We start from the raw sequence: 24,019 nt of genomic DNA, 5'->3' as shown, positions 1-24,019 counted from the left end.
CTGGGCCCTGGGCTGACCTGCGGCTGACTACGCCCCCTTTTCTCCTCCCTCGCTAATCCCTGTCGGGAGGATGCCGCGCGATGGGTGAAGCTTCAGCATGGGAAAAATTTACCCGATGCGAGGAAAGGTGATGCAGGTTCAGTTTGATAAATCGGTGTTTCAGGCGGCGTTAACACGTCAGTGGCAGCGTTTTGGTTTACACCAGGCGCAGGAGATGACGCCGCACCAGTGGTGGCAGGCAACCAGCGCGGCGCTGTCGGAACAGCTGAATGCCAGCCCGCTGCCGCCCGCCGCGAAACAGCCGCAGCGGCACGTGAACTATATCTCGATGGAGTTTCTGATTGGCCGCCTGACCGCCAACAACCTGATTAACCTCGGCTGGATGGAGCCTGTGCAGGAAGTGCTGAAAGAACAGGGCGTTGAGCTGGCGGACGTGCTGGAGCAGGAGGTCGATCCGGCGCTGGGCAACGGCGGTTTAGGACGGCTGGCGGCCTGTTTCCTCGACTCAATGGCCACCGTGGGCCAGCCGGCTACCGGTTACGGGCTGAACTACCAGTACGGTCTGTTCCGCCAGTCGTTCCGCGACGGCGAGCAGCAGGAAGCGCCGGATAACTGGCACCGCGAAAGCTATCCGTGGTTCTGCCACAACAGCGCGCTGTCGGTGGATGTCGGCTTTGGCGGCATGCTGCTGAAACAGGATGACGGACGCGAACACTGGATGCCGGAATTCTCCCTGCGCGGGGAAGCCTGGGATCTGCCGGTGGTGGGTTATCAGAATGGCGTCACCCAGCCGTTGCGCCTGTGGAAAGCGGGTGCGGTGCAGCCTTTTGATCTGGGCCGGTTTAACGACGGGGAATTCCTCAAGGCAGAAAAACAGGGCATTGAGGCTGAAAAGCTGACCAAAGTGCTGTATCCCAACGATCACCATCAGGCCGGTAAACGTCTGCGCCTGATGCAGCAATATTTCCAGTGCGCCTGTTCGGTGGCCGATATTCTGCGCCGCCACCATTTCCTTGGCCGCAAAATTGAAGATTTACCGCGCTATGAGGTGATCCAGCTTAATGACACCCATCCGACCATCGCCATCCCGGAGCTGCTGCGCATTCTGCTGGACGAGCACCAGCTTGAGTGGGACGCCGCGTGGACCATTGTCAGCCAGACGTTTGCGTATACCAACCACACGCTGATGCCGGAAGCGCTGGAGTGCTGGGATGAAAAGCTGGTCCGCAGCCTGCTGCCGCGCCATTTCTCGCTGATTAAGCAGATCAATGCCCGCTTTAAAAAGGTGGTGGAGCAGCGCTGGCCTGGCGACAAACGCGTGTGGGAAAAGCTCTCTATTCACCAGAACAAGCAGGTGCGCATGGCGAATCTGTGTGTGGTCAGCGGCTTTGCGGTCAACGGCGTCGCCGCGCTGCATTCCGATTTGGTGGTCAAGGATCTGTTCCCGGAATATCACCAGCTGTGGCCGCAGAAATTCCATAACGTCACCAACGGCATCACGCCGCGCCGCTGGCTGAAGCAGTGTAATCCGGCGCTGGCCGCGCTGATCGACAGCAAGCTGAACGTCGAATGGCTGACCGATCTCGATGCGCTTAAGGGGCTGGAAGCCTTTGCCGATGACCGCGCGTTCCAGCAGGCTTACCAGAACATCAAGCAGGAAAATAAACGCCGTCTGACCCACTATGTTCAGCAAACGATGGGCATCACCCTCAATCCTGAGGCGATTTTCGATGTGCAGATCAAACGTCTGCATGAGTACAAACGTCAGCACCTTAACCTGCTGCATATTCTTTCGCTGTATCGCCAGCTGCGCGATAACCCGGAAAGAGACTGCGTGCCGCGCGTGTTCCTGTTTGGCGCCAAGGCCGCGCCGGGCTATTACCTGGCGAAAAATATCATTCACGCCATCAATAAGGTGGCGGAAAAAATCAATAACGACCCGCTGGTCGGCGATCGCCTGAAGGTGGTGTTTATCCCGGACTACAAGGTGTCGGTGGCGGAATTGATGATCCCGGCGGCGGACGTCTCAGAACAAATTTCAACGGCGGGTAAAGAAGCCTCCGGCACCGGCAATATGAAGCTGGCGCTGAACGGCGCGCTGACCGTCGGCACCCTCGACGGAGCCAACGTGGAGATTGCTGAACAGGTCGGCGATGAGCATATCTTTATCTTCGGCAAGACGGTTGATGAGGTCAAAGCCCTGCTGAGCGCGGGTTACGATCCGCTGAAGCTGCGTAAGCAGGACAAGCACCTCAACAGCCTGCTAAAAGAGCTGGAAAACGGCTTCTTTAGCGGCGGGGATAAAACCGCGTTCAAACCGTTGCTGGACAGCCTGCTGTCGGGCGGCGACCCGTATCTGGTGCTGGCGGACTTTGCCGATTACTGTGCGGCCCAGCAACGGGTGGACGTGCTGTACCGCGACGCCACGCAGTGGACGCGCAGTGCCATTCTGAACACCGCCCGCGTCGGGATGTTCAGTTCTGACCGATCGATCCGCGACTATCAGCAGCGGATCTGGCAGGCGAAGCGCTGAGGAGCCCCGATGGAAAATAATGCACTTGAGCAGGCGGCCAGAGAGGCGGGCATTGCCTCCGGCTTTATTAACGCCCACGGCAAGCCTCAGGCGATTGCGGCTGAAACCAAACGCGATCTGCTGCAGGCGATGGGCTGGAACAACGATCGCCGGCCGCCGGCCAGGCCGGTGCCCACCGTCAGGGTGTTTACCGGGGGCGAGCGGTTTGCCCTGCCGGTTAACGGCGACGGCGATTTTAGCTGGCAGTTTCGCCAGGAGAGCGGTAGCGAGCAGCAGGGCAGGGTTAACGGCCGCATGACGCTGGCGCTGCCGGAGCCGATCGCGGCGGGCTATCACCGCCTGACGCTCACCCAGGGCACGCAGAGCTGGGAATGTCGGGTGATTGTCGCCCCGAAACGCTGCTTCGAACCGGAGCCGCTGCTGGCGGGGAAAAAGCTGTGGGGCGCCTGCGTGCAGCTGTATACCCTGCGCTCGGAGAGCAACTGGGGCATCGGCGATTTTGGCGATCTCGGCACGCTATTAAGTCAGGTCGCCTCACGCGGCGGCGCGTTTGTCGGCCTCAACCCGATCCACGCGCTCTGTCCCGGCGATCCGGAAGCGGCCAGCCCGTACAGTCCTTCATCCCGCCGCTGGCTGAATATTATTTATATCGACGTCGCCGCGGTGCCCGATTTCCAGCATAGCGAGGCCGCGCAGCAGTGGTGGCAGGCGGCGGACACGCAGCATGCTCTGCAGGCGGTGCGCGCCACCGACTGGGGGGATTACAGCGCGGTGATGGCACTCAAGCTGAAGGGGCTGCGTCTGGCCTACCCGCAATTTATGGCGCGCAAGGCGGATGATGCGCAGCGCCAGGCGTTTGCCCGCTTTGTGAAGCAAGGTGGCGAAAGCCTGTGGTTACAGGCGGCCTATGACGCGCTGTATGTCCATCTGGAGAAAGAAACCGGCAGGGCACAGGGCTGGAACGCCTGGCCGGACGCTTACCGCAACGCGCGCGGTCCGGTGGTGCGGGCGTTTTGCGAGCAGCAGGCGCCGGAGGTGGAGTTTTACCTGTGGCTGCAGTGGCTGGCCGAAACGCAGATTGAACGCTGTTATCAGCTCAGCCAGCAGGCCGCGATGCCGATTGGCTTATACCGCGATCTGGCGGTGGGCGTGGTGGAAGGCGGCGCGGAAACCTGGGGTGATGGCGAGCTGTACTGCCTGAAAGCCTCGGTCGGCGCGCCGCCGGATATCCTCGGTCCGCAGGGGCAAAACTGGGATTTGCGGCCGATGGATCCCTGGGCGATGGTCAACCGGGGCTATCAGCCTTTTATCGATCTGCTGCGATCCAATATGATCCACTGCGGCGCGCTGCGGATTGATCATGTGATGGCGCTGCTGCGTCTGTGGGGGATCCCGGCGGGTGAAACCGCCGATAAGGGTGCCTACGTGCAGTACCCGGTTGACGATCTGCTGGCCATTCTGGCACTGGAAAGCCAGCGTCACCGCTGCATGGTGATTGGCGAAGACCTGGGCACGGTGCCGGTGGAGATTGTCAGCAAGCTGCGTGAAGGCGGCGTTTACTCCTACAAAGTGCTCTACTTTGAGCGTGATGCGGAGAACAGCTTCCGCGCGCCGCAGTCCTATCCGGTGCAGGCGATGGCGACGCTGACCACCCACGATTTACCGACGCTGCGCAGCTACTGGCAGGCGGACGATTTAACGCTGGGCAAAACGCTGGGGCTGTACACCGATGAGGCGGTGCTGGAGACGCTGTACGCCGACCGGGCGAAGGCCCGTCAGGGCTTGCTGGATGGCCTGCATCACTATGGCTGCGTGCCGGTGAAAACCGCGCACCGGGCCGCCCAGCTGACGCCGGCGATCCGTCGTGGCCTGCAACGCTATGTGGCGGACAGCGCCAGCGCGCTGCTGGGGCTGCAACCGGAAGACTGGCTGGATATGGCCGCGCCGGTTAACGTGCCGGGTACCAGCGATCAGTATCCGAACTGGCGACGTAAGCTGTCGCAGACGCTGGAGGCGATGTTTGCCGATGCCGAAGTGAACAGCCTGATTCAGGATCTGGATAAGCGCCGCAGGAAAGTGTCGGTCATCTGACCGGACGCAGGCATAAAAAAGGGTGGCCTTGAAGGCCACCCAGGACACAGGACTAGCTGTAATAACCGTATTACAGGTAAAAAATCTTAACCCTTCACCCCTCCCGCCGTCAGCCCACCCACTAACCAACGTTGTGCTATCAGGAACACCGCGGTGATCGGGATGGCCGATAAGATGGCCGCCGCCGCGAAGTCGCCCCACAGGTAATTTTGCGGATTCAGGTACTGTTGCATGCCCACCGCCAGCGTGTAGCTGTTGACGTCACGCAATAACAGCGACGCCACCGGCACTTCGGTAATGGCGGCAATAAACGACAGAATAAACACCACCGCCAGGATCGGCACCGACAGCGGCAGCAGCACCAGGCGGAACGCCTGCCACGGCGAGGCGCCGTCCAGCGACGCCGCTTCTTCCAGCGAGTTATCGATGGTTTCGAAGTAGCCTTTGATGGTCCAGACGTGCAGCGCGATGCCGCCCATATAGGCAAAAATCACCCCGCCGTGGGTGTTCAGCCCGAGGAAGGGCACGTACACGCCTAAGCGGTCAAACAACGCGTACAGGGCGACCAGCGACAGCACCGCCGGGAACATCTGGAAAATCAGCATCCCTTTCAGCAGCGAGCTTTTGCCGCGAAACTTCATGCGGGCAAAGGCGTAGGCGCAGGTGGTGGACAGCGTGACGATGCCGGCGGCGGTGATCACCGCAATCTTGATCGAGTTCCATAACCACAGTATCACCGGGAACGGTGGCGACGTGACGCTGCCGTCGCTGTTGGTGACGGCGATCCCCAGCGCCAGCTTCCAGTGATCCCAGGAAACGGTCTCCGGGATCAGGCTGCCGGTGGCAAAGTTGCCGGGCCGCAGCGAGATGGCAAACACCATCAGCAGCGGAAACAGGATCAGCGCGACAAAGCTCAGTAATAACAGGTGCGTCACCAGCAGCCTGAGCCGCTGAGACTTCGGTTTAACCATGGCCATAACGCCTCCTTAATCGAATTTCATTCGTGACGCTTTCAGATTGATGGCCGCCAGGCCGCCAACCAGCAGGAAAATCAGCGTGGCGATTGCCGCCGCCAGACCAAAGTCCTGGCCGCCGCCGCCTTCAAAGGCGATGCGCCAGGTGTAGCTGACCAGCAGATCGGTATGGCCGGCCGGTGTGGTGGTGCCCAGCCGGTCCGGGCCGCCGTTGGTCAGCAGCTGGATCAGCACAAAGTTATTAAAGTTAAAGGCAAAGCTGGCAATCATCAGCGGCGTGAGCGGCTTAATCAGCAGCGGCAGCGTGATGCGGAAGAAGTTCTGCACCGGCGTGGCGCCATCCATTGCCGAGGCTTCATACAGGTCGTCGGGAATGGCTTTCAGCAGGCCCATACACAAAATCATCATGTAGGGATAACCGAGCCAGGTGTTGACGATAATCAGCATGGTTTTGGCGGTCAGCGGGTCGCTAAACCACGCCGGTTTGATGCCAAACAGGGTGCTGAGCACCAGGTTGATCTCGCCGAAGCTCTGGTTGAATAACCCTTTAAAAATCAGGATGGAAATAAACGCCGGTACCGCATACGGCAGGATCAGCAGCAGGCGATAGGCCGCCTTGCCTTTCAGCTCATCCCACTGCACCACGCAGGCCAGCACCATGCCGACCGCGGTGGTCAGGACAACCGTCAGCAGCGAGAACACCACCGTCCAGACAAAAATCGACAGGAATGGCTTCTGGATGCCGTCATCCTGCACCACGCGCAGGAAGTTTTTCCAGCCGATACCGACGGTAAAACCGGGGCTCAGCACCTCGGTTTCCCAGCCGCCTTTGGCATCAATCGCCTGATAAAAACCGCTGTCCATATTGGGACGATACACCTTGCCGCTCTGGCTGTCGGTCAGCAGGTTGCCGTCTTTACTGAGCTGATACAGCGGCTGGGTGCCGGAAAACTGGCGCAGCGAGCTCATGCGCAGCTGGGTTCCGTCAGCCAGTCTGGCCGACAGCTGGCTTAACGCCTGACGATTCTGGGTGATCACCCGCAGGCCGGCTTTCTCCGTCTCCGGCAGGGTTTGCGCCGCCATCTCCAGCGTTTGTGGCGTGGTAGCGTTAAAGGCGAACGGTTTGGAGACCATCACCGCGCCGTTTTCCGGCGAGGTCAGGGCCAGCTGCCACTTGTCGCCATCCGGATAGAGCGCGAAGTTCCAGGCGTTATCGGCGCTGAACTGGCGGTCCATCAGCACGCTCTGCGCCCGCTCGAAGGTCAGCTGGTGGACGCTGCTGTAGTTGGTAAAGGCGATGGCGATGGTGCACACCAGCGGGAACAGCACGAACAGGGCCATGCCCGCCAGGCCGGGATAAACGTAGCGCCAGGCGTACGCGCGGCGGTTGCCATAAATAAACAGGCCGAGGCTTGAGAGAAGGAGCGTCAGAATGGCGAACAGGTACTCTCCCTGCGCATACATCAGCACAATCAAATAACCGGCCAGCAGGGCAAAAAGCACGATCAACGCCCTGGCGATCGCGGTTTTCAGCGGTCGTTTGGCAGGCGTTGTCAGGCTGGTCTGAGCGAAAGGCATAGAAGCAATCCTTGTGGAATCAGGGCTGCAAGCAGCCCTTTATTTCAGCTAACGCTAAGGTTATTTCGTGACGCGGGTTTCAACATCTTTCAACGCCTGCGGCACGGTCTGACGGCCATTGACCGCGTTGATGATCGCGCTGCGTTCGGCGTACCAGAAGGCACTCATTTGCGGGATGTTCGGCATGATTTCGCCATTTTTGGAGTTGGCCATGGTGGCGGCAATACGCGGATCGCTTTCCAGTTTCTGCTGGTACGACTTCAGCGCCACCGCACCCAGCGGCTTATCCTTGTTGACGGCGGCCAGGCCCGCATCGGTGATCAGGTAGTTTTCGATAAACTCCTTCGCCAGTTCTTTATTCGGGCTGGCGGCGTTGATGCCGGCGGTCAGCACGCCGACGAACGGTTTTGACGGCTTGCCGTGGAAGGTTGGCAGCAGCGCGACGCCGTAGTTGATCTTGCTCTTGTCGAGGTTTGACCAGGCCCACGGACCGTCGATGGTCAGCGCGGTTTGCCCTTTGTTAAAGGCGGCTTCGGAAATCGAGTAGTCGGTGTCGGCGCTGATGTGCTTGTTTTTCACCAGATCGACGATGAACTGTAATCCAGCTTTCGAGCCTTCATTGTTGACGCCGGTGTTTTTGATGTCGTATTTGCCGTCAACATACTTGAAGGCATAGCCGCCATCGGCCGCGATAATCGGCCAGGTGAAGTAGGGTTCCTGCAGGTTCCACATGATGGCGCTTTTGCCCTGCGCCTTCAGCGTCTTGTCCAGCGCCGGGATCTCTTCCCAGGTTTTCGGCGGGGTTTTCACCAGGTCTTTGTTGTAAATCAGCGACAGCGACTCTACCGCCACCGGGTAGCCGATCAGCTTGCCGTTAAAGGTGACCGCATCCCAGGTAAACGGGAACAGCTTGTCCTTAAAGGCTTTGTCCGGGCTGACTTCGGCCACCAGGCCCGACTGGGCATAGCCACCAAAACGGTCATGGGCCCAGAAGATGATGTCCGGGCCGTCGCCGGTGGCGGCCACCTGCGGATACTTCTCTTCCAGCTTGTCAGGGTGTTCGACCGTGACCTTAATGCCGGTGTCCTTTTCAAACTGCTTACCCACTTCGGCGAGGCCGTTATAGCCTTTATCGCCGTTGATCCAGATCACCAGCTTGCCTTCTTCGATTTTGGCGAAGGCGGACGACGAGAGCACCAGCGTAGCCAGCGCGGAAACTGCGACAGAGTGTTTGATAACGTTCTTGATGCTGAGGGCCATAATCCAGTCCTTTCATTGCTGTGGGGCTTGGCCCCAGACGGAGAAGCGAGGGTACGATGCCAGTGTGGCGTTAACCCCCTGGGGCTTCATCATCCCCCCGCCTACGCCCCCACCTCTCAGATTGTGACGCCGCTAGCAATGCCTTCAGTAATCCCGCCTGCGCGCCGTTATTCGCCATCGTTTTTTGCAGCGCAGATCACGAAACGCGCTTTTGCCCGGCCCGTTCCGGCCCGCGCCGCGACTTCTCATCCTCCCTGCTCCTCCCCCACAAAAATCCCGCCGCCGGAGGATTACGCCCGCCGGGGATGTCGTCATGCTGCGTGGCATTCAGTCGTCCACATTCACAGGAGTCCAGATGGCGAGCGTTTCCCTCAGCGGCGTATATAAAGCCTTCGGTGAGACCGTGATTTCCAGCGACATCAATCTGGAGATAGAAGAAGGCGAGTTCGTGGTCTTCGTCGGGCCATCGGGCTGCGGAAAATCCACCCTGCTGCGGATGATCGCCGGGCTGGAGGAGATCACCGCCGGTGAGCTGAAGATTGGCAATCAGCGCATGAATGAGGTGCCGCCTGCCGGCCGCGGGATCGGCATGGTGTTTCAGTCCTATGCCCTCTATCCGCACCTGTCGGTGGCCGAAAACATGTCGTTTGGCCTCAAGCTGTCGCGCACCAAAAAAGCCGAGATTGACCGGCGGGTGAACCAGGTCTCCGAAGTGTTGCAGCTGGCGCACCTGCTCGACCGCCGCCCGAAAGCGCTGTCCGGCGGGCAACGTCAGCGCGTGGCGATTGGCCGCACGCTGGTGGCAGAGCCGACGGTGTTTTTGCTCGATGAACCGCTCTCTAACCTCGATGCGGCGCTGCGGGTGCAGATGCGCATTGAGATCTCCCGACTGCATAAGCGCCTGAAGCGCACGATGATTTACGTCACCCACGATCAGGTTGAAGCGATGACGCTGGCCGACAAAATCGTGGTGCTGAACGCCGGCAAGATCGCCCAGATTGGCAAGCCGCTGGCGCTTTACCACTATCCCGCCAACCGCTTTGTCGCCGGCTTTATTGGCTCGCCGAAAATGAACTTCCTGCCGGTAAAAGTGGTGGCCGTCGAGCCTGACCGCGTGCAGGTCGAGCTGCCCGATCGCCAGTGGGTCTGGCTGTCGGTATCCGGCAGTGACGTCATTGTCGGCAGCAACCTTTCGCTGGGTATTCGCCCTGAACACCTGCTGCCCGGTGACCGCGCGGAAATTGCGCTGTCCGGCGAAGTGCAGGTGGTCGAGCAGCTCGGCAACGAAACACAGATCCACATCCAGATTCCGGCAATTCGTCAAAACCTGGTTTACCGCCAGAACGACGTGGTGCTGGTAGAAGAAGGTGCAACATTCGCTATCGGCCTGCCACCACACCGCTGTCATCTGTTCCGTGAAGACGGGACGGCCTGTCGCCGGTTACACCCGGAGCCGGGCGTTTAAATGCACATGTCCCCCTACAGGAGAAGATGATGATAACAATACGTAATTCCTCTCTGGCGCTGGCAGTGGCTGCAGGCGTCCTTTCCACACAGGCAATGGCGGTGGATTTCACCGGTTATGCGCGTTCCGGTATTGGCTGGTCTGGCAGCGGCGGCGAGCAGCAATGTTTCAAGGCGACCGGGGCGGAGAGTAAATACCGTCTGGGTAACGAGTGCGAAACCTATGCCGAATTACGCCTGGGCCAGGAAATCTGGAAACAGGGCGATAAGAGCTTCTATTTCAACAGTAACGTGGCGTACTCCGTTTCACAGCAGAATGACTGGGAAGCAACCGATCCGGCTTTCCGTGAAGCCAACGTGTTAGGTAAGAACCTGATCGAATGGTTACCAGGCTCCACCCTCTGGGCAGGTAAGCGCTTCTACCAGCGTCATGACGTGCATATGATCGACTTCTACTACTGGGACATTTCCGGTCCCGGTGCCGGTCTGGAAGATGTGGATGTCGGCTTTGGTAAGCTTTCTATCGCCGCCACGCGTAACACCGAAAGCGGCGGCTCCTTTGGCTATATCGCCGACCAGCGTAACGAACTGCCGACCTCTAACGACGTGTTCGACGTCCGTCTGGCCGGGATTGAAACCAACCCTGGCGGCGTGCTGGAGCTGGGTGTGGACTATGGCCGCGCCAACGCGCGTGACGGCTATACGCTGGATGACAATGCCACCAAAGATGGCTGGTTACTGACCGCAGAACACACGCAGAGCATCTATAACGGCTACAACAAATTCGTCGTGCAGTACGCGGCGGACTCGATGACCGATCCGAACACCGGTTCGTCCAACGGCCACTCCAACGGTGGCGCAATCAACAATAACGGCAGCATGCTGCGCGTGCTGGACCACGGTGCCATCGACTTTAACGATACCTGGGGCCTGATGTACGTGGCGATGTATCAGGATACCGACCGTGATAACAACAACGGCACCACCTGGTACACCGTCGGCGTGCGTCCGATGTACAAATGGACGCCGATCATGAGCACCTTGCTGGAAGCGGGTTACGACAACGTGAAGTCCCAGCGTACCGGCGACCGCAACGGTCAGTACAAATTGACCCTGGCGCAGCAGTGGCAGGCGGGCGACAGCATCTGGTCCCGTCCGGCGATCCGCCTGTTCGCCACCTATGCCAAGTGGGATGAGAAGTGGGGTTACGACACCGATGCGGGCGTGGATAACGGCCTGGCGATGAACGACACCAGCGCGCGGACGTTCAGCCGGGGGAACGACGATGAGGTGACGTTTGGCGCCCAGATGGAAGTCTGGTGGTAATTTTTTCCGTCCGCCTTCGCGCTGCAGGGGCGTTGGCCGCGCCTCCTCGCCCCGGTCACGTAGTTATCTACGCTCCCGGGGACTTGGACGCTTGCCGCCTTCCTGCAACACGAATGCGTTTGGAAAAAAAATTTACCACCTTCTGATTTTGCACTGACGGGCGCCTGAACCACTCAAATGACTTTGAGGTTTTGTGGCAGGGGTAGAGTAGAAAAAACATGATGTGCTGGCTGGTGGGTTATCCGTATAAACCGCCAGCCTTCAGGGTGATTTCAAAGGAAACAATGATGAAAAAGAATCTGCTGTCACTGTGTCTGTCGTTGAGCCTGCTGACTGCTGCACCTGCGGTGGTGAATGCGGCGCAGAATGATGCGAATACCGCTCCGGCGATTGCAAGCCAGACCTTACGCAACCTGTCGTGGACGCCGCTGGTGCCGCCAGTGACGCAGGATGTGACGCTTGGGATGTCCAGCGCACAGATTAATCAGGGGCAAATTCAGGGCGCGGTGGCGGCATTCGCCTTGCCTGCCGACCGGGGTTCGCTGGAGATTACCCTGACCAGTATCGCAACCGGTAAAACCGTGTATGCGCCAAATGTTCTGGTGCTGGATGAGCAGATGCGTCCGGCGGCCTTTTATCCTTCCAGCTACTTCCCTTACGAGAAGCCGGGCATTGTGTCCAGCGACCGGCTGGAAGGGACGCTGAAGCTGACCCCGGCGTTGGGGCAGAAACAAATTTATCTGCTGGTGTACACCACGCGCAACGATCTGGATGCCACCACGCAGATGGTGAACCCGGCCAAAGCCTATGCCGCTGGCGTGGGCAACGCGGTGCCGGATATCCCGGACCCTGTGGCGCGTCATACGCCAACCGGCACCTTGAGCCTGAAGGTCACCGCCGAGCAGAAAGCCGGTAACGTGATGATTGGGCAGATCTTCCCGTCATCCGCACCGGCCGAAGCAGCACCGGTGGTGGTTGGCAGCACGCAGGCACCTGCGCCAGCGCCAGCCGCACCGGCCAAACCGTCAGAGCCGATGCTGGACGATTCGGATGCCTGGTTTAACGAGTCGATTAAGAAGGCCGTCAAAGCCGGAGACGTGGATAAAGCGCTGAAACTGCTGGATGAAGCGGAGCGTCTGGGCTCGAAAACCGCCCGTAAAACCTTTATTGAGAGCGTGAAGAAGTAGATTTCAAGGCTGAATAACAGAAGGGTGGACAGAGAAATCTGGCCGCCCTTTTTTAATGCGGCTTAACTGATTGCAGATTAAGGCGCCTCCCAGCGCTGCAATGCCCGACGCAGCTGGCGCGATGACGAGAACCCGGCGGACAACGCGGCTTTTTCGGCCCCTTCACCCTGTTGCAGGCGCTGGCGGGCGATGGCGATGCGCAGCTGCTCGTGATAATCGCGCACGCTGATGCCCAGATGTTGCCTGAACAGCCGCGTCAGGTGGCGCGGGCTGATATGCACCTTGCCGGCAATCTCCTCCAGCTGCCACTCCCGTTCGGGTTGGACAACCAGCAAATCCTGGGTGCGGTGAATGGCCGGATGCATATGGTTGCGATAGCGCAGCCAGGGCGACAGCTGCGGATCCTCACCCGAACGGCGGAAGTAGACCACCATTTCACGCGCGACGTTAAGCGCAGTCTGCGAGCCGCACAGCTGGTGGATGAGGTGCAGCGACAGGTCGATGCCGGCGGTAATGCCGGCGCTGGTCCAGATGCCGCGATCTTCGACAAAGATGCGGTTTTCCTTCACGATCGCCGTCGGATCGGCGTTTTTCAGGCGGGTGATCACTTCATGATGGCTGGTGCACTGCACGCCGCTCAGCAGGCCGGCTTTTGCCGCCAGGATGGTGCCGGAACAGACGCACACCAGTGAAATCTTGCGGTCATGGATATCCGGCTGCTGGCGCATCAGCCAATTGCGCGCGGCCACGCCCTGCGGCGTATCAAACCCGCGACTGGAATCCTCCACGCCGGGCACGATAAGCAGGCTCCCGGCGGGCAGGCGATCGGGCATCGGCTCGATGCGGCTGACGGTCATCCCGGTGGAGGTCATGATGCTCTCCTCCGGGCCGATATAGCGCAGCGAGAACGCGCCCGCTGCCAGCTTCAGCGTTTCCGCCGGGCCGGTCACATCCAGCGAAACAATGCCTGGCACCATCAAAAACCACACCGGGATAGTCATCTTATGGCAACTCCTGCAGACACTCCTCCACGGTACGGATGGAGGCGAATCGGTTGATCAGCACGGCTTCAGTATGATGACGCAGGTCAGCGATACTCAGCGTGATGCGGTTATGGCTAATCGGAAAGGTCAGCGTCGCTTCGGTCACGAACGTCACCTTATACCCCAGATCGGACGCCACGCGGGCGGTGGTTTCGCAGCACTGTTCGGTGCGCAAACCACAAATAATCACATGATCGATTTTCTGCTCGCGCAGCCACGGCTCCAGCCCGGATTCGGTCAGCGCGTTATGCACTCGCTTCTGGACGGTTTTCGCCACCTTATGGTTGAGGAACGGCAGACGCTCAACCAGGCCAGAGGCCAGCGAAAACGGGCCATGATCTTCCACATGGAACACATCAACAATCGGAATGCCACGAACATGGCAGCCGCCAATCAGCGCGCTGATACTGCGTTCAAACGCCGGCATCTCGACCGTATCCTGGTAACCACGATGATAGAAGGACTGCTGCGCGTCAATCACTAAAAGGACGGTATTGGACATTTACGGACTCCACTGGAAGAGGGTATAGCCCAATGATGACGGGAAAAGGCAGGTCGAAGAAGGCCAAAAACGGACATGATCCTGTCCGGGTGAGACGATCGACATTTCGTTGGGCAGCGAAGCATCGTGCCTACCGCTGAATACACTGGCAGACATCAACCACCAAGGGAGTTACCTGATGATTGCTGTACTTTTTGAAGCCGATGCCGTGCCTGAACATCAGGCGCGCTATTTCCAATTAGCCGCGGAGCTTAAACCGGAGCTGACCGACGTGGACGGTTTTATCTCAATCGAGCGTTTTCAGAGCCTGAGCACCCCGGACAAAATTCTTTCGCTCTCCTGGTGGTGCGATGAAGCGTCGGTACTGAGCTGGAAGAAAAATCAGCGGCACAGGGCAGCGCAGGAAGAGGGCAAAGCCACCATTTTCGCGTATTACCGTATTCGTATTGCCAGCGTGATCAGAGACTACTCATCAGAATCAGGAAGCCATGCAGATGTATGATATCCATGTTGTTTTGACCAATATGCCGGGCTCGTTGGCCTCAATGGGCACCACGTTAGGTAACAATGGTGTCGGTCTGGAAGGCGGCGGCGTGTTCTCCGTCGGCAGTGAAAGTCATGCGCATTATCTGGTGGAGGATGGCGAGCGTGCCCGAGAGGTGTTGGTTAATGCCGGTTTCTCGGTGCATGCGGTGGTTAAACCGGTGATCCGTCAGCTCCGGCAGGAACGCCCTGGCGAACTGGGCGAAATCATGGACGTGATTGCCCGCAACGGAATAAATCTGTTGGTCCAGTACAGCGATCACCACAACCAGTTAATATTACTGACAGACAATAATGAACTGGCCGCACAGGTCACTCAACCATGGGAAATCCCTTCTGCATGAGCCTGCCGGGTTTAGCTAACACCGATGACGGTGCCCTATCGCTGGAACACGCCATGTCGGCTATCGCCAGTGCCATTTCTGACCCGTCGAGGGTCAGAATACTCTGCGCACTGATGGATGGCCGGGCATGGACAGCGACCGAACTGAGCGCCGTGGCCGATATTGCCACCTCCACTGCCAGCGGGCATTTGGCGAGGCTACTGCAAAGTGGTTTAACGGTGTGTCTCTCGCAGGGCAGGCACCGTTATTACCGCCTGGCAGGCAGCGATGTTGCCAGCCTGCTGGAAAACATTATGGGCATGTCGGTTAAACATATCCGCACGCCTGAGACGCGCGCGCCGCTCCCGTTACGGCGCGCCCGTACCTGTTATGACCATCTGGCGGGGGAAATCGCGGTCGAACTCTATGCCTGTATGAAGGCCAACCACTGGATTACAGCTGACGGCAGTACGATAACTCAGGCCGGGCTGCACCATTTTCAAAGCATCGGGGCAGTGCTTAATCCCAAAACCAAACGGAAACCGTGCTGCGATTGTCTGGACTGGAGCGAGCGGCGTTTTCACCTCGGAGGGGATGCCGGCGCGGCGTTATTCCTCGCCTTTGAGGCACAGGGCTGGCTGGTGCGCATAGAAGGTTATCGGGAAGTGAGGTTCACTGAAGCAGGGAAAAAAGCATTGCAAAGGCATTACGTGGTGGTTTTCACGGACTGACCGTGGCTGCCTTTCGTCATTGTGGGATGCGCTTAACGAAAGCCAGGTTGCGACGCGGTTAGGGCTGAATTTCGGCTTTACACAATGCTATACTCTGCGCCTCTTCAAAGAGGAAGATCGTCGTCTCCGGTGAGGCGGCTGGATTTCAAATCCAGTTGGGGCCGCCAGCGGTCCCGGGCAGGTTCGACTCCTGTGATCTTCCGCCATTTCTCCTCTTTCTGCGTCAACTAACTTCAATAAATACAACAACAATTAGCTAGTTAACTTGAAAGTTCACTCTCCTGATGTCAATCTATGTCTACTGGAATCTACCCCTATTTAGGGGTGTTTTAGGGGGTTAAAAATCGCTGTGAAAATCGATACCCCCACACGGAGACGCAATGGCACTAACTGACGTCAAGGTGCGTACGGCAAAGCCCTTGGATAAACCTTACAAGCTTGCAGATGGTGGCGGGCTTTACTTGCTGGTCAATGCAAATGGCTCTCGTTACTGGCGGATGAAGTACCGCGTTATGGGGCGTGAGAAATTATTGTCCATTGGTGTCTATCCTGATGTGTCGCTTGCTGTAGCTCGCCAGAAACGGGACGAAGCCAGGCGTAGTCTGGCGGCTGGAGATGATCCCGGAGCAATTAAAAAGGCAGAAAAACAAGCGAGAAAAATAGCTACTGCAAATACGTTTGAAGCAATTGCTCGAGAGTGGCACAAGGCAAAAGCTGACCGCTGGTCACTAAGCTATCGTGAGGAGATTATAAGTACATTCGAAAAGGATATTTTTCCCTATATAGGGATAAAGCCCATTGCTGATATTAAGCCATTAGAGTTGCTTGAAACTCTTAAAAGAATGGAGAAGCGTGGTGCATTAGAGAAAATGCGTAAAGTACGTCAACGCTGTGGCGAGGTCTTTCGTTACGCAATTATAACGGGTAGAGCTGAATATAATCCTGCTCCAGATCTAGCGGGGGCATTAGCCGTACATAAAAAACAACACCTCCCGTTTCTGACTGCTCAAGAGTTACCTTCCTTTTTAGAGGATCTGGCTGGATATAAAGGTAGCGTCATTACTAAAATTGCAACCTATTTAATAATGTATACCGGTGTCAGAACTCAGGAATTACGTTTTGCTCGCTGGCAAGATATTGACCTTGAAAATGCAATGTGGGAAGTGCCAGCAGAACACATGAAAATGCGCCGCCCTCACAAAGTCCCGCTCTCAAGGCAAGCTATATCCTTATTGAAGCAATTAAAGCCGATTACAAGCCACTATCCTCTTATTTTTATAGGTAGAAACGATCAGCGCAAGCCTATTAGCAAAGAAAGCATCAACCAGGTCATTGAACTCTTAGGCTATAAAGGTAGGCTTACTGGTCATGGATTTAGGCATACGATGAGCACGATTTTGCATGAGCAAGGCTTCAACTCTGCCTGGATTGAGCTGCAACTGGCTCACGTAGATAAAAACGCAATCAGGGGAGCTTATAATCATGCTCAATATTTGGATGGTCGTCGAGAAATGATGCAATGGTATGCAGATTTTTTATCTGGGTTAGCAGAGGGTTGAATGGATTTTTTTAAGATAAAAAATATAGATTCATTGTTGAGGGATTATTATCAAGTATCAGAAGCAGCCCAGTTGATTGGATGTGATAAGAAAGATATTTTATGGTACGCCTGCCATAAAAATATTGAGCTATGCATGGAGTTTGATGACGGTGAGTTTGATGTATCATGCGGGCTGAGTGCTGGTGTTGATAATCACGAATTGATCCAATCTATTAATAATCTACCTAAAGATAATGAAGGGTATTTTATCTTATCGGAAAATTGTTCTTTTAGGTCAGACATTAATGAGACCAATCTCGATGCTCATGATCTCTTAATTTGTAATATGAAGGGTTATTTTGCATTAAGTAATGATTATAAAAGCACTTTATTGAAGTATGAAGGTCAGCCTGAAGAATGGCCTGATTATTTCATTCCTTCAGGTGAAAGTTATTTGGGTTTCCCTGTTGAATTATATCTAAATTATGACGAACGAGAAAATTATTTTCTTATAGATACCTTATGGATAACAAAAAATCAAATTGATGCTTTCTTAAAGGCTGTAGCTGAAGATAAAAAACCAAAAAAAACAGTAAAAAATTATCAGTCCCAATCTGAGGCTCAAAAACAGAAGCATGCTGTTCCGAGGGCCGAAATTCTTATGGCTGTGATCTCTCTTTTTCATCGTGATATGAGGTTGCGTAGAGAGAGTCCTGCGGCAGTAGCAGAACAACTATTTCTGCATGCCCGGGAGTTCTGGCCGGAAAAAGGTGAGCCCCCATTAAGCTATGACACAGTTGTTAGCTTGTTGCGGAGTTGCATGAAAAAAGAAGGATTAACATTTATTTAACAATATTTGTGGCTAATAGAGTTTCTAATAAAATCTTTTAGTCACATTTTAACAGTCTGAAACCTGTGATTAAATTTTCCGTATTGAAGCCAGTAGACATGACTTTACGGAGAAAGAAATATGAACACATCATTTGAATTCCAGCCTGCACAACGTCCCTCTATGGACGCATTAATTGATATGAAATTTATAACTGCTGACTGTCTATTAAGCGATAAATGGATCTATCGGCTAATTTCCTTAAATCGTTTCCCCCGGCCAATTAAGATTGGCCGCATGTCCCGTTGGCGGGCTGCTGACTACTACAGCTGGAGAGATCAACATGAAGCTGATTCGCTTGAGAAATTTGATGGGATGAGAAGAAAAGCTAAAGCGCTACAGCAGGGGCTTCATTAAGCGACTCATACTTGAGCCGCAGAAAAGATAATCTCAAGGAAATAGATTTTGCGGGGGTGCATAAACTATCCCTTAGCATCAATACCACGTGACTGAAGCTCTTTGCGTAAAATTCGTTTTATCCATGATGCTAAAGCTGAGTCACCATCTTTGCGCATTTCATTTTCAAGCTGCTGGCGGAACTCCTCTGTTAAGCGCATTTGGAAAGGAGGTGAACGTTTTTCTTGTGGTGTTGACATGGTAATTACCCTAATCTATTATGACCTACATGGTAGTTACCATTGTAGTTACCTAAAATCGAAAAAACAATGCCCGCTTGTGCAGCAACACAGAACGGGCATCTAACCAAATATGCTTAGGGACCACAATATGGCTACATCAAAGTTTACCTGGATCTTCGCTGCAATCAACCGTGCACAGCGCTCCTGCCGCCCGGTGATGCTGCGGGTAACGGCGAACGATGAGCGCAGCGCCCGCCGCCGTCTCGCCGCCGATTACGTGCTGTTTTTTGCCGGTCGTCTGCCGTGCCGGGGAGGTCGTCATGCGTGAGTATCCGCAACCCGGCGAGCGCTGGCAGCATAAGCAGGGCTGGACGGTCTGCATTATCCGCCTGACGGCGGCCCCCTTTACCGTGGCGGCCGCTAACCCGGCGTTCAGCCACGAGGTGCTGTATCGCTATGACAGCGACGGCCAGCTGACGTCCGGCCCGCTGGCGTGGTTTGAGGCGTGCTATCAGCGTATCGCGACGGCACCGCGCAGGCTGACCGACGCCACCGGCGGGAAAGGCGGCTCCGGTCCCCTGAGCCTGCATCCGTCCGTAACGCTTGTTCGCCAGCGTACCGCCGACGTCAGCCCACGCCCGGCACCGGGCGCAGACCACTATTCGCGCTTTCTGTAAGCCGTAACCGCATTCAGTAACGGAGTTATCCATGAACACATCAAACGGGCAGCACGCTGCTCAGGGCCACCCCTTGCCGTTAAACCGTCGTTTCCACGCCTACGGCCTGCCGGAAGACGCATTCGAGAAGCTGGAACGGGCCAAGGACGCCTGCGACCTGCTGCAACAGCTGTTTGCGCAGCACCCCCAGAACGACGGCCTGCCGTTCGGCGGCAGCGTGCCCGGCGTGGCCGCGCTGATGGACTATCTCTACGCCGACCTGAAAGAGGTGGCGCGCCACTGCGCCCCGCTGACGGAGGCAAAGGTATGAGCCATCACGTATCGGTTTTTCCGGCGGAGCTGACCACCGCCCTGTACCGTCGCGCCATCGCTTCCGCCTGGCGGGAAAAGGTGCTGGCCGACACCGGCAGCGAGATTCTGGGGCCGCACAAACTGTCGGTGGAGCGCATCGAAATGGCCGTTGCCCTGCATATTGAAAGCGTGATGGTGAACGAGTATGGCGAGGCGCAGGGCGCGGCGGCCGCGCTGGCGCTCATGAGCGATATGGTCAGGCCGGAGCTGCTGACCGCGCCGCCGGTGCTCACCGGACGCGGGGTTCAGGTAATGACGGAGCTGTATCAGGTATTACCGGCGGCCTTCGATGATTTCTGCGATACCGGCATTTCGCTGTACGACAGGTAAGGAGAGGCTATGACTGTTACACAGATTACCACGGCCGCACGGGGCCGCTGGCCGGTTATCCTGCCGCTGCTGGGCATAACGGTGCCGGACAACGGCCGGCACGGCCCCTGCCCACACTGCGGCGGAGACGACCGCTTTCGCTTCGACGATAAGGAGGGGCGCGGGACGGGGATTTGCAACCGCTGCGGCAACGGCAACGGCGACGGCCTGGACCTGGTAAAACGGGTCACGGGCGACGGCGTGAAAAAGGCGTCGCAGGCCGTGGCGCAGGTGCTGGAATTCCGCGACGTGCAGGACATGCCGGTTAAGCCTGCCAGGGAAAAAGCCCCGAAGCGCGATATGACCGCCACGGTGAACGCACTGCTGGCAGACAGCCACACCGGCGAAAGCGACTATCTCGGCGCAAAAGGTTTTACCGGCCATCCGGTGACGCTGACCGGCCAGGCGCAGCGCATCAGCGGCACGACGTTCCCGGCGGGTTCGGTTTTGCTGTCGCTGGTGACCACAGACGGCGCGATAACCGGCGCGCAGCTGATAGCACCGGGCGGGGAAAAAAGCCTGCTGCCGGGCAGCACCATGAAGGGCGCGTTCGTGACGCTCGCCCCGCTGGCCGCAGAGCCGCCCGTGCAGGTGGTGATTACCGAAGGCTGGGCCACGGCGCTGACCGTGAGCCAGCTGACCGCCGGGCACGTGGTGGCGGCCGTGTCGGCCGGGAACCTGCCGAACGTGGCGCAGGCGCTGCGCGCCCGCTGGCCGGAGGTGAAAATTATCCTCGCCGGGGACAACGACTTTCAGGACGGGGGCGAAAATCCCGGCAAGGCCTTCGCGGAAAAGGCGGCGAAGGCGGTGGGCGGCTGGATTACGCTGCCGCCGGGCGAAATCCGCGCCGACTGGAACGACTGGCACCGCCAGCACGGCGTGACCCGCACCCGTGAAGCCTTCCGTAACGGTCTGGTGATGTGCGGTGAGGGCCGCACGCGACTGCCGCAGGGGTTCCGGCTGACCCAGGAATACCTCTGGTATGAAAAGCAGGTGCAGCGCAACGGCGAAACGGAAATTCAGAACGTGAAAATCTGCAACCCGCTGCGCGTCACCGCCATTACCTGCGACGCCGACGGCGGCAACTTTGGCCGCCTGCTGGAGTGGGAGGATACCTGGGGCGAGCGGCGTAAATGGGCGATGCCAATGGAAATGCTCAGCGGCAGCGGCGAGGAGCTGCGCCGGGTGCTGCTGGTTAACGGCCTGTCGTATATCAGCACCACCGGCGAGGCCCGCGCCCGGCTGATGGAGTACATCTCGCTGTGCAAGCCGGAGCGGCGCGTTACCTGCGTGAGCCGTACCGGCTGGCACGGACAGGTTTACGTCCTTCAGGACGAGGTGAACGGTGAGGACGCGGAGGGCGTCATTCTCCAGACCACCTCAGTACAGGGGCGCGACTTCCGGGTGGCGGGTACGACCGAAGAGTGGCGCGAGCACGTCTCCCGCTACTGCACCGGCAACTCCCGCGTGGCCTTTGCGGTGAGCCTGGCCTTTGCCGCGCCGCTGCTGCGCCTGATTGGCATGGACGGCGGCGGCTATCACCTGAAGGGCGAATCCACCGACGGCAAGACCACCACCATGAAGGCAGCCACCTCGGTATGCGGCGGCCCGGACTACTGGCAGACGTGGCGGGCCACCGGCAACTCGCTGGAAGGCTCCGCCAGCCGCCGCAACGACGCGGCGATGATGCTCGATGAAATTCGTGAGGTGGACGGGCGCGAGGCGGGCAACATTGCCTACATGCTGGCAAACGGCCAGGGCAAGGGCCGGAACGGACGGCGAGCTGCGCACCCGCAAACAGTGGCGGCTGTTGTTCCTGTCCACGGGCGAGCTTTCGCTGACGGAGCACGCCGCGAAGGCGGGCGAGCGCACCTTCGCCGGGATGGAGGTCAGGATGATACAGATACCCAGCGACTCCGGTAAGTTCGGCGTGTTTGAGGAGCTGCACGGCTTTGATAGCGGCAAGGCGCTGGCGGAGCATCTGGAATGGGCCACGGCCAGCTACTACGGCTCTCCGTTCCGCGAGTGGCTGAAGGCGCTGACGGCCGACCTGAACGGGCTGACGGCGCAGGCAAAGGCGCTGATGAAGGAGTACACCGCCGCGCTGGCCCCGCAGGACGCGGGTAATCAGGTCGGCCGCGCGGTCAACCGCTTTGCCCTTGTGGCAATGGCCGGGGAGCTGGCAACGCGCCTCGGTATCACCGGCTGGCCGGAGGGTGAAGCGCTCAGGGCAACTCGGGTCTGCCTGAACGCCTGGCTGAAGGACCGGGGACACACGGCCAACCAGGAAGACATGGCCGCGCTGGAGCAGGTGCGCACGTTCTTCACGGCCAACCAGTACAGCCGCTTTGCCGACTGGCACGACGAGCGCAACCGTCCCGGCAACATGGTGGGATGGCGCAGGGGGGAGAAAGGCAACGCCGCGCAGGGCCGGGAAGCGGTCACCACCTTCTACGTGATGCCGTCAGGCTGGAAGGAAATCTGCCGGGGCTTTGACCCGCGCAAGGTGGCGCGACTCTGTGCGGACAAGGGGTATCTGCTGGCGGCCAACGACGGCAAGCTGCAAACCAGCATTCGCCCGCCAGAGATGAACGTGCGCAGGCTCTACGTCTTTAACAGCGAGGTGCCGGGTTAATGGTGCGTGAGTCTTATTTATTAAGGGTAACAGAGGTAACAGGTGTAACAGCCGCGTCGGCCGGGCGCTGGCGCCGTTACACCGCGTAAAAGCAAAAGGGTAACAGGTGTAACACCGCATCTGTTGCCCGCTGTAACCCCTGATGTTACACACCGATATTTACTTAAAACGCAGTTAAAACAGCGATGTAACCCTTGTTACCCCTGTTACACCCTGCTGCCAACAGAGACGCGGGCAACACGCCCTTCAGAGCCTTTTTCCTGGCGGGCCATCAGGTTTGTTTGCTGGGCCATGAGCAGACGGGGAAAGCAGGCGTTGTCCGCTGGGCCACGGCAGAATACAAACATCCTTTACAGAGAGAGAATTATCATGAGCGAGAACAAAAACCCCGAGGTTATCCGCTTCAGCGAAGCCAAAGCCGCCCACACGGCGCAGATGATAAAAATCAACGACATCACCGCCGCCATTGCCCGCAGCAAAAAAGAGCGCGACGCGGCCATTGAAAACGGGAAAGAAGAGGAGACGAACTGGCGCACCCGCTTTCGAAGCCTGCGCGGGGCAATGACGCCGGAGCTGCGCGCCGAGCACAGCCAGCGCATCGCCAGCCGCGAGCTGGCCGGGGAGTTCACCGGTCTGATTGAGGAGCTGGAGTTCGAGCACGAGGGTGAGACGATAAACGCCGTGCGCACCGGCCGCGCTTACGTGAACGCACACAGCACGGCCTTTACGGAGTACGTAAACGGCCAGTGGGACGCCGCCATGCGTAACATCAGCCCGACGCTGGTCCGCGCCATCCGCCTGAAGCTGCTGTTGCTGAGGCTCAACGACCGTGGCCGCCATACCGACCCGCAGCATGAAGAGCCGGAAGCGGTACTAGCCCGTGAGGTCGGTAAACTGCTGACCGATAGAGCAGAGAGCGCACGGCTGGATATGGATGCCGAGCCGGTGCTGTCGGAGATTGGCGTTTACCGGCCAGCGCTGACCGGCGGGGATATGCGCCTCTATAACAGCCCGGCTTTAGTGCATAAGTTGATGCAGCAGCGTACAGGCAGGCAGCAGAAGGAGAGCCAGGCATGATGCACTGCCCGTACTGCAAAAGCCCGGCACACGCCAAATCTAGCCGATACATGTCCGAACAGGTTAAGGAACGTTATCATCAGTGCACCAATCTCGACTGTTCCTGCGCGTTCAAGACCAGCGAAAGTATTACCCGGGTAATTACCGCGCCACCGCAGCCAGAAATCTGCGTGGCTCCGCCCCCACCACCGCCTCAGCGCCAGTCCCAGACGCTGGGCCGCTACGGAAGCGCCTTCCGGCACTGATACAAAACCTCACTTACTCCCTGCCATCCGGCGGGGATTTTTTTTTACGCAAAGCTAAAGATTTTCTGCATGGTGACGAGTATAAATAGTGATGCATGCAAGA

General features: G+C 57.8%; 23 protein-coding genes, 1 tRNA gene and 1 pseudogene. 19 read left to right on the top strand and 6 right to left on the bottom strand.

Annotation, left to right across the window (positions count from 1 at the left end; genetic code table 11):
- The first annotated feature begins 130 nt into the window (after window positions 1–130).
- Window positions 131–2,533, top strand: a complete 2,403-nt coding sequence (gene malP / locus E2F51_RS06680; protein ID WP_134824830.1) for a maltodextrin phosphorylase — start codon at window positions 131–133, stop codon at window positions 2,531–2,533.
- 9 nt (window positions 2,534–2,542) lie between these two features.
- A complete protein-coding gene (malQ, locus tag E2F51_RS06675; RefSeq protein ID WP_134823057.1) occupies window positions 2,543–4,624 on the top strand; it encodes a 4-alpha-glucanotransferase in 2,082 nt (693 codons plus the stop codon).
- Between the two features lie 86 nt (window positions 4,625–4,710).
- Here malQ and malG read toward each other — a convergent pair whose 3' ends face one another.
- The 3 genes from malG to malE are packed head-to-tail and all read right to left on the bottom strand — an operon-like array spanning window position 4,711 to window position 8,436.
- On the bottom strand, window positions 4,711–5,601 hold the full coding sequence (gene malG, locus E2F51_RS06670) for a maltose ABC transporter permease MalG (RefSeq protein ID WP_134823056.1): 891 nt from the start codon (window positions 5,599–5,601) through the stop codon (window positions 4,711–4,713).
- Window positions 5,602–5,610: 9 nt separating this feature from the next.
- Complete coding sequence (gene malF / locus E2F51_RS06665; RefSeq protein WP_167738387.1) at window positions 5,611–7,176, bottom strand: maltose ABC transporter permease MalF; 1,566 nt, start codon at window positions 7,174–7,176, stop codon at window positions 5,611–5,613.
- A gap of 60 nt (window positions 7,177–7,236) precedes the next feature.
- Window positions 7,237–8,436 carry a maltose/maltodextrin ABC transporter substrate-binding protein MalE gene (gene malE / locus E2F51_RS06660; protein ID WP_053141201.1) on the bottom strand — a complete coding sequence of 400 codons (1,200 nt, stop codon included), beginning with the start codon at window positions 8,434–8,436 and terminating at the stop codon, window positions 7,237–7,239.
- Window positions 8,437–8,791: 355 nt separating this feature from the next.
- On the opposite strand from malE, the gene malK reads away from it, so the two are divergent.
- From malK to malM, 3 genes are all read left to right on the top strand, one after another.
- Window positions 8,792–9,901, top strand: a complete 1,110-nt coding sequence (malK, locus tag E2F51_RS06655) for a maltose/maltodextrin ABC transporter ATP-binding protein MalK (protein WP_013204468.1) — start codon at window positions 8,792–8,794, stop codon at window positions 9,899–9,901.
- 26 nt (window positions 9,902–9,927) lie between these two features.
- On the top strand, window positions 9,928–11,226 hold the full coding sequence (locus tag E2F51_RS06650) for a maltoporin (RefSeq protein WP_167738386.1): 1,299 nt from the start codon (window positions 9,928–9,930) through the stop codon (window positions 11,224–11,226).
- Window positions 11,227–11,513: 287 nt separating this feature from the next.
- Window positions 11,514–12,413, top strand: coding sequence for a maltose operon protein MalM (malM, locus tag E2F51_RS06645; protein ID WP_041692462.1), 900 nt, complete (start codon window positions 11,514–11,516; stop codon window positions 12,411–12,413).
- 77 nt (window positions 12,414–12,490) lie between these two features.
- Here malM and E2F51_RS06640 read toward each other — a convergent pair whose 3' ends face one another.
- Both E2F51_RS06640 and E2F51_RS06635 read right to left on the bottom strand, forming a co-directional pair.
- The gene (locus E2F51_RS06640; RefSeq protein ID WP_134823055.1) at window positions 12,491–13,414 is read right to left on the bottom strand and encodes a GlxA family transcriptional regulator; all 924 of its coding nucleotides are present in this window, start codon (window positions 13,412–13,414) and stop codon (window positions 12,491–12,493) included.
- 1 nt (window position 13,415) lies between these two features.
- On the bottom strand, window positions 13,416–13,958 hold the full coding sequence (locus E2F51_RS06635) for an isochorismatase family protein (protein WP_053141212.1): 543 nt from the start codon (window positions 13,956–13,958) through the stop codon (window positions 13,416–13,418).
- Window positions 13,959–14,136: 178 nt separating this feature from the next.
- On the opposite strand from E2F51_RS06635, the gene E2F51_RS06630 reads away from it, so the two are divergent.
- The 7 genes from E2F51_RS06630 (at window position 14,137) to E2F51_RS06600 (ending at window position 18,341) form a co-directional block, all read left to right on the top strand.
- Entirely contained in the window at window positions 14,137–14,460 is a 324-nt protein-coding gene (locus tag E2F51_RS06630) for an antibiotic biosynthesis monooxygenase (RefSeq protein WP_134823054.1), read from the top strand.
- Window positions 14,453–14,845 (top strand): amino acid-binding protein, encoded by a 393-nt coding sequence (locus E2F51_RS06625; protein ID WP_134824828.1) that lies wholly within the window; start codon window positions 14,453–14,455, stop codon window positions 14,843–14,845. The genes E2F51_RS06630 and E2F51_RS06625 overlap by 8 nt, the downstream gene beginning before the upstream one ends.
- Window positions 14,824–15,555 (top strand): helix-turn-helix transcriptional regulator, encoded by a 732-nt coding sequence (locus tag E2F51_RS06620; protein ID WP_245174179.1) that lies wholly within the window; start codon window positions 14,824–14,826, stop codon window positions 15,553–15,555. Before E2F51_RS06625 ends, E2F51_RS06620 begins: the two co-directional genes overlap by 22 nt.
- Before the next feature lie 111 nt (window positions 15,556–15,666).
- Window positions 15,667–15,761: transfer RNA gene (locus E2F51_RS06615), tRNA-Sec, on the top strand.
- Between the two features lie 174 nt (window positions 15,762–15,935).
- Window positions 15,936–17,114 (top strand): integrase arm-type DNA-binding domain-containing protein, encoded by a 1,179-nt coding sequence (locus tag E2F51_RS06610; protein WP_134823053.1) that lies wholly within the window; start codon window positions 15,936–15,938, stop codon window positions 17,112–17,114.
- Window positions 17,115–17,945: a hypothetical protein gene (locus E2F51_RS06605; RefSeq protein ID WP_134823052.1), complete on the top strand. Its 831-nt coding sequence runs from the start codon at window positions 17,115–17,117 to the stop codon at window positions 17,943–17,945.
- A 120-nt stretch (window positions 17,946–18,065) separates the two neighbouring features.
- Complete coding sequence (locus tag E2F51_RS06600) at window positions 18,066–18,341, top strand: AlpA family transcriptional regulator (protein ID WP_134823051.1); 276 nt, start codon at window positions 18,066–18,068, stop codon at window positions 18,339–18,341.
- A gap of 65 nt (window positions 18,342–18,406) precedes the next feature.
- Here E2F51_RS06600 and E2F51_RS23795 read toward each other — a convergent pair whose 3' ends face one another.
- Window positions 18,407–18,580, bottom strand: a complete 174-nt coding sequence (locus tag E2F51_RS23795; RefSeq protein ID WP_167738385.1) for a hypothetical protein — start codon at window positions 18,578–18,580, stop codon at window positions 18,407–18,409.
- A gap of 130 nt (window positions 18,581–18,710) precedes the next feature.
- Between E2F51_RS23795 and E2F51_RS06595 the strand changes: the two genes are divergently transcribed.
- The 7 genes and pseudogenes from E2F51_RS06595 to E2F51_RS06565 all read left to right on the top strand — a co-directional run bounded on the left by E2F51_RS06595 (window position 18,711) and on the right by E2F51_RS06565 (window position 23,916).
- Window positions 18,711–18,890, top strand: a complete 180-nt coding sequence (locus E2F51_RS06595) for a host cell division inhibitor Icd-like protein (RefSeq protein ID WP_134823050.1) — start codon at window positions 18,711–18,713, stop codon at window positions 18,888–18,890.
- On the top strand, window positions 18,883–19,239 hold the full coding sequence (locus tag E2F51_RS06590; RefSeq protein ID WP_134823049.1) for a hypothetical protein: 357 nt from the start codon (window positions 18,883–18,885) through the stop codon (window positions 19,237–19,239). Before E2F51_RS06595 ends, E2F51_RS06590 begins: the two co-directional genes overlap by 8 nt.
- 31 nt (window positions 19,240–19,270) lie before the next feature.
- A complete protein-coding gene (locus tag E2F51_RS06585; protein ID WP_134823048.1) occupies window positions 19,271–19,549 on the top strand; it encodes a hypothetical protein in 279 nt (92 codons plus the stop codon).
- A complete protein-coding gene (locus tag E2F51_RS06580) occupies window positions 19,546–19,920 on the top strand; it encodes a DUF5375 family protein (protein WP_134823047.1) in 375 nt (124 codons plus the stop codon). Before E2F51_RS06585 ends, E2F51_RS06580 begins: the two co-directional genes overlap by 4 nt.
- 9 nt (window positions 19,921–19,929) lie before the next feature.
- Window positions 19,930–22,594 (top strand): annotated as a pseudogene (locus tag E2F51_RS06575) (DUF927 domain-containing protein).
- 369 nt (window positions 22,595–22,963) lie between these two features.
- A complete protein-coding gene (locus E2F51_RS06570) occupies window positions 22,964–23,671 on the top strand; it encodes a hypothetical protein (RefSeq protein ID WP_134823046.1) in 708 nt (235 codons plus the stop codon).
- Window positions 23,668–23,916 (top strand): ogr/Delta-like zinc finger family protein, encoded by a 249-nt coding sequence (locus E2F51_RS06565; protein ID WP_134823045.1) that lies wholly within the window; start codon window positions 23,668–23,670, stop codon window positions 23,914–23,916. Before E2F51_RS06570 ends, E2F51_RS06565 begins: the two co-directional genes overlap by 4 nt.
- Window positions 23,917–24,019: the final 103 nt, after the last annotated feature.

It is taken from the genome of Erwinia sp. QL-Z3 (assembly GCF_004551645.1).
Lineage (GTDB): Bacteria > Pseudomonadota > Gammaproteobacteria > Enterobacterales > Enterobacteriaceae > Erwinia > Erwinia billingiae.
Note: the sequence above shows the minus strand (reverse complement) of the source record. Positions and strands in the feature narration are given on the sequence as shown.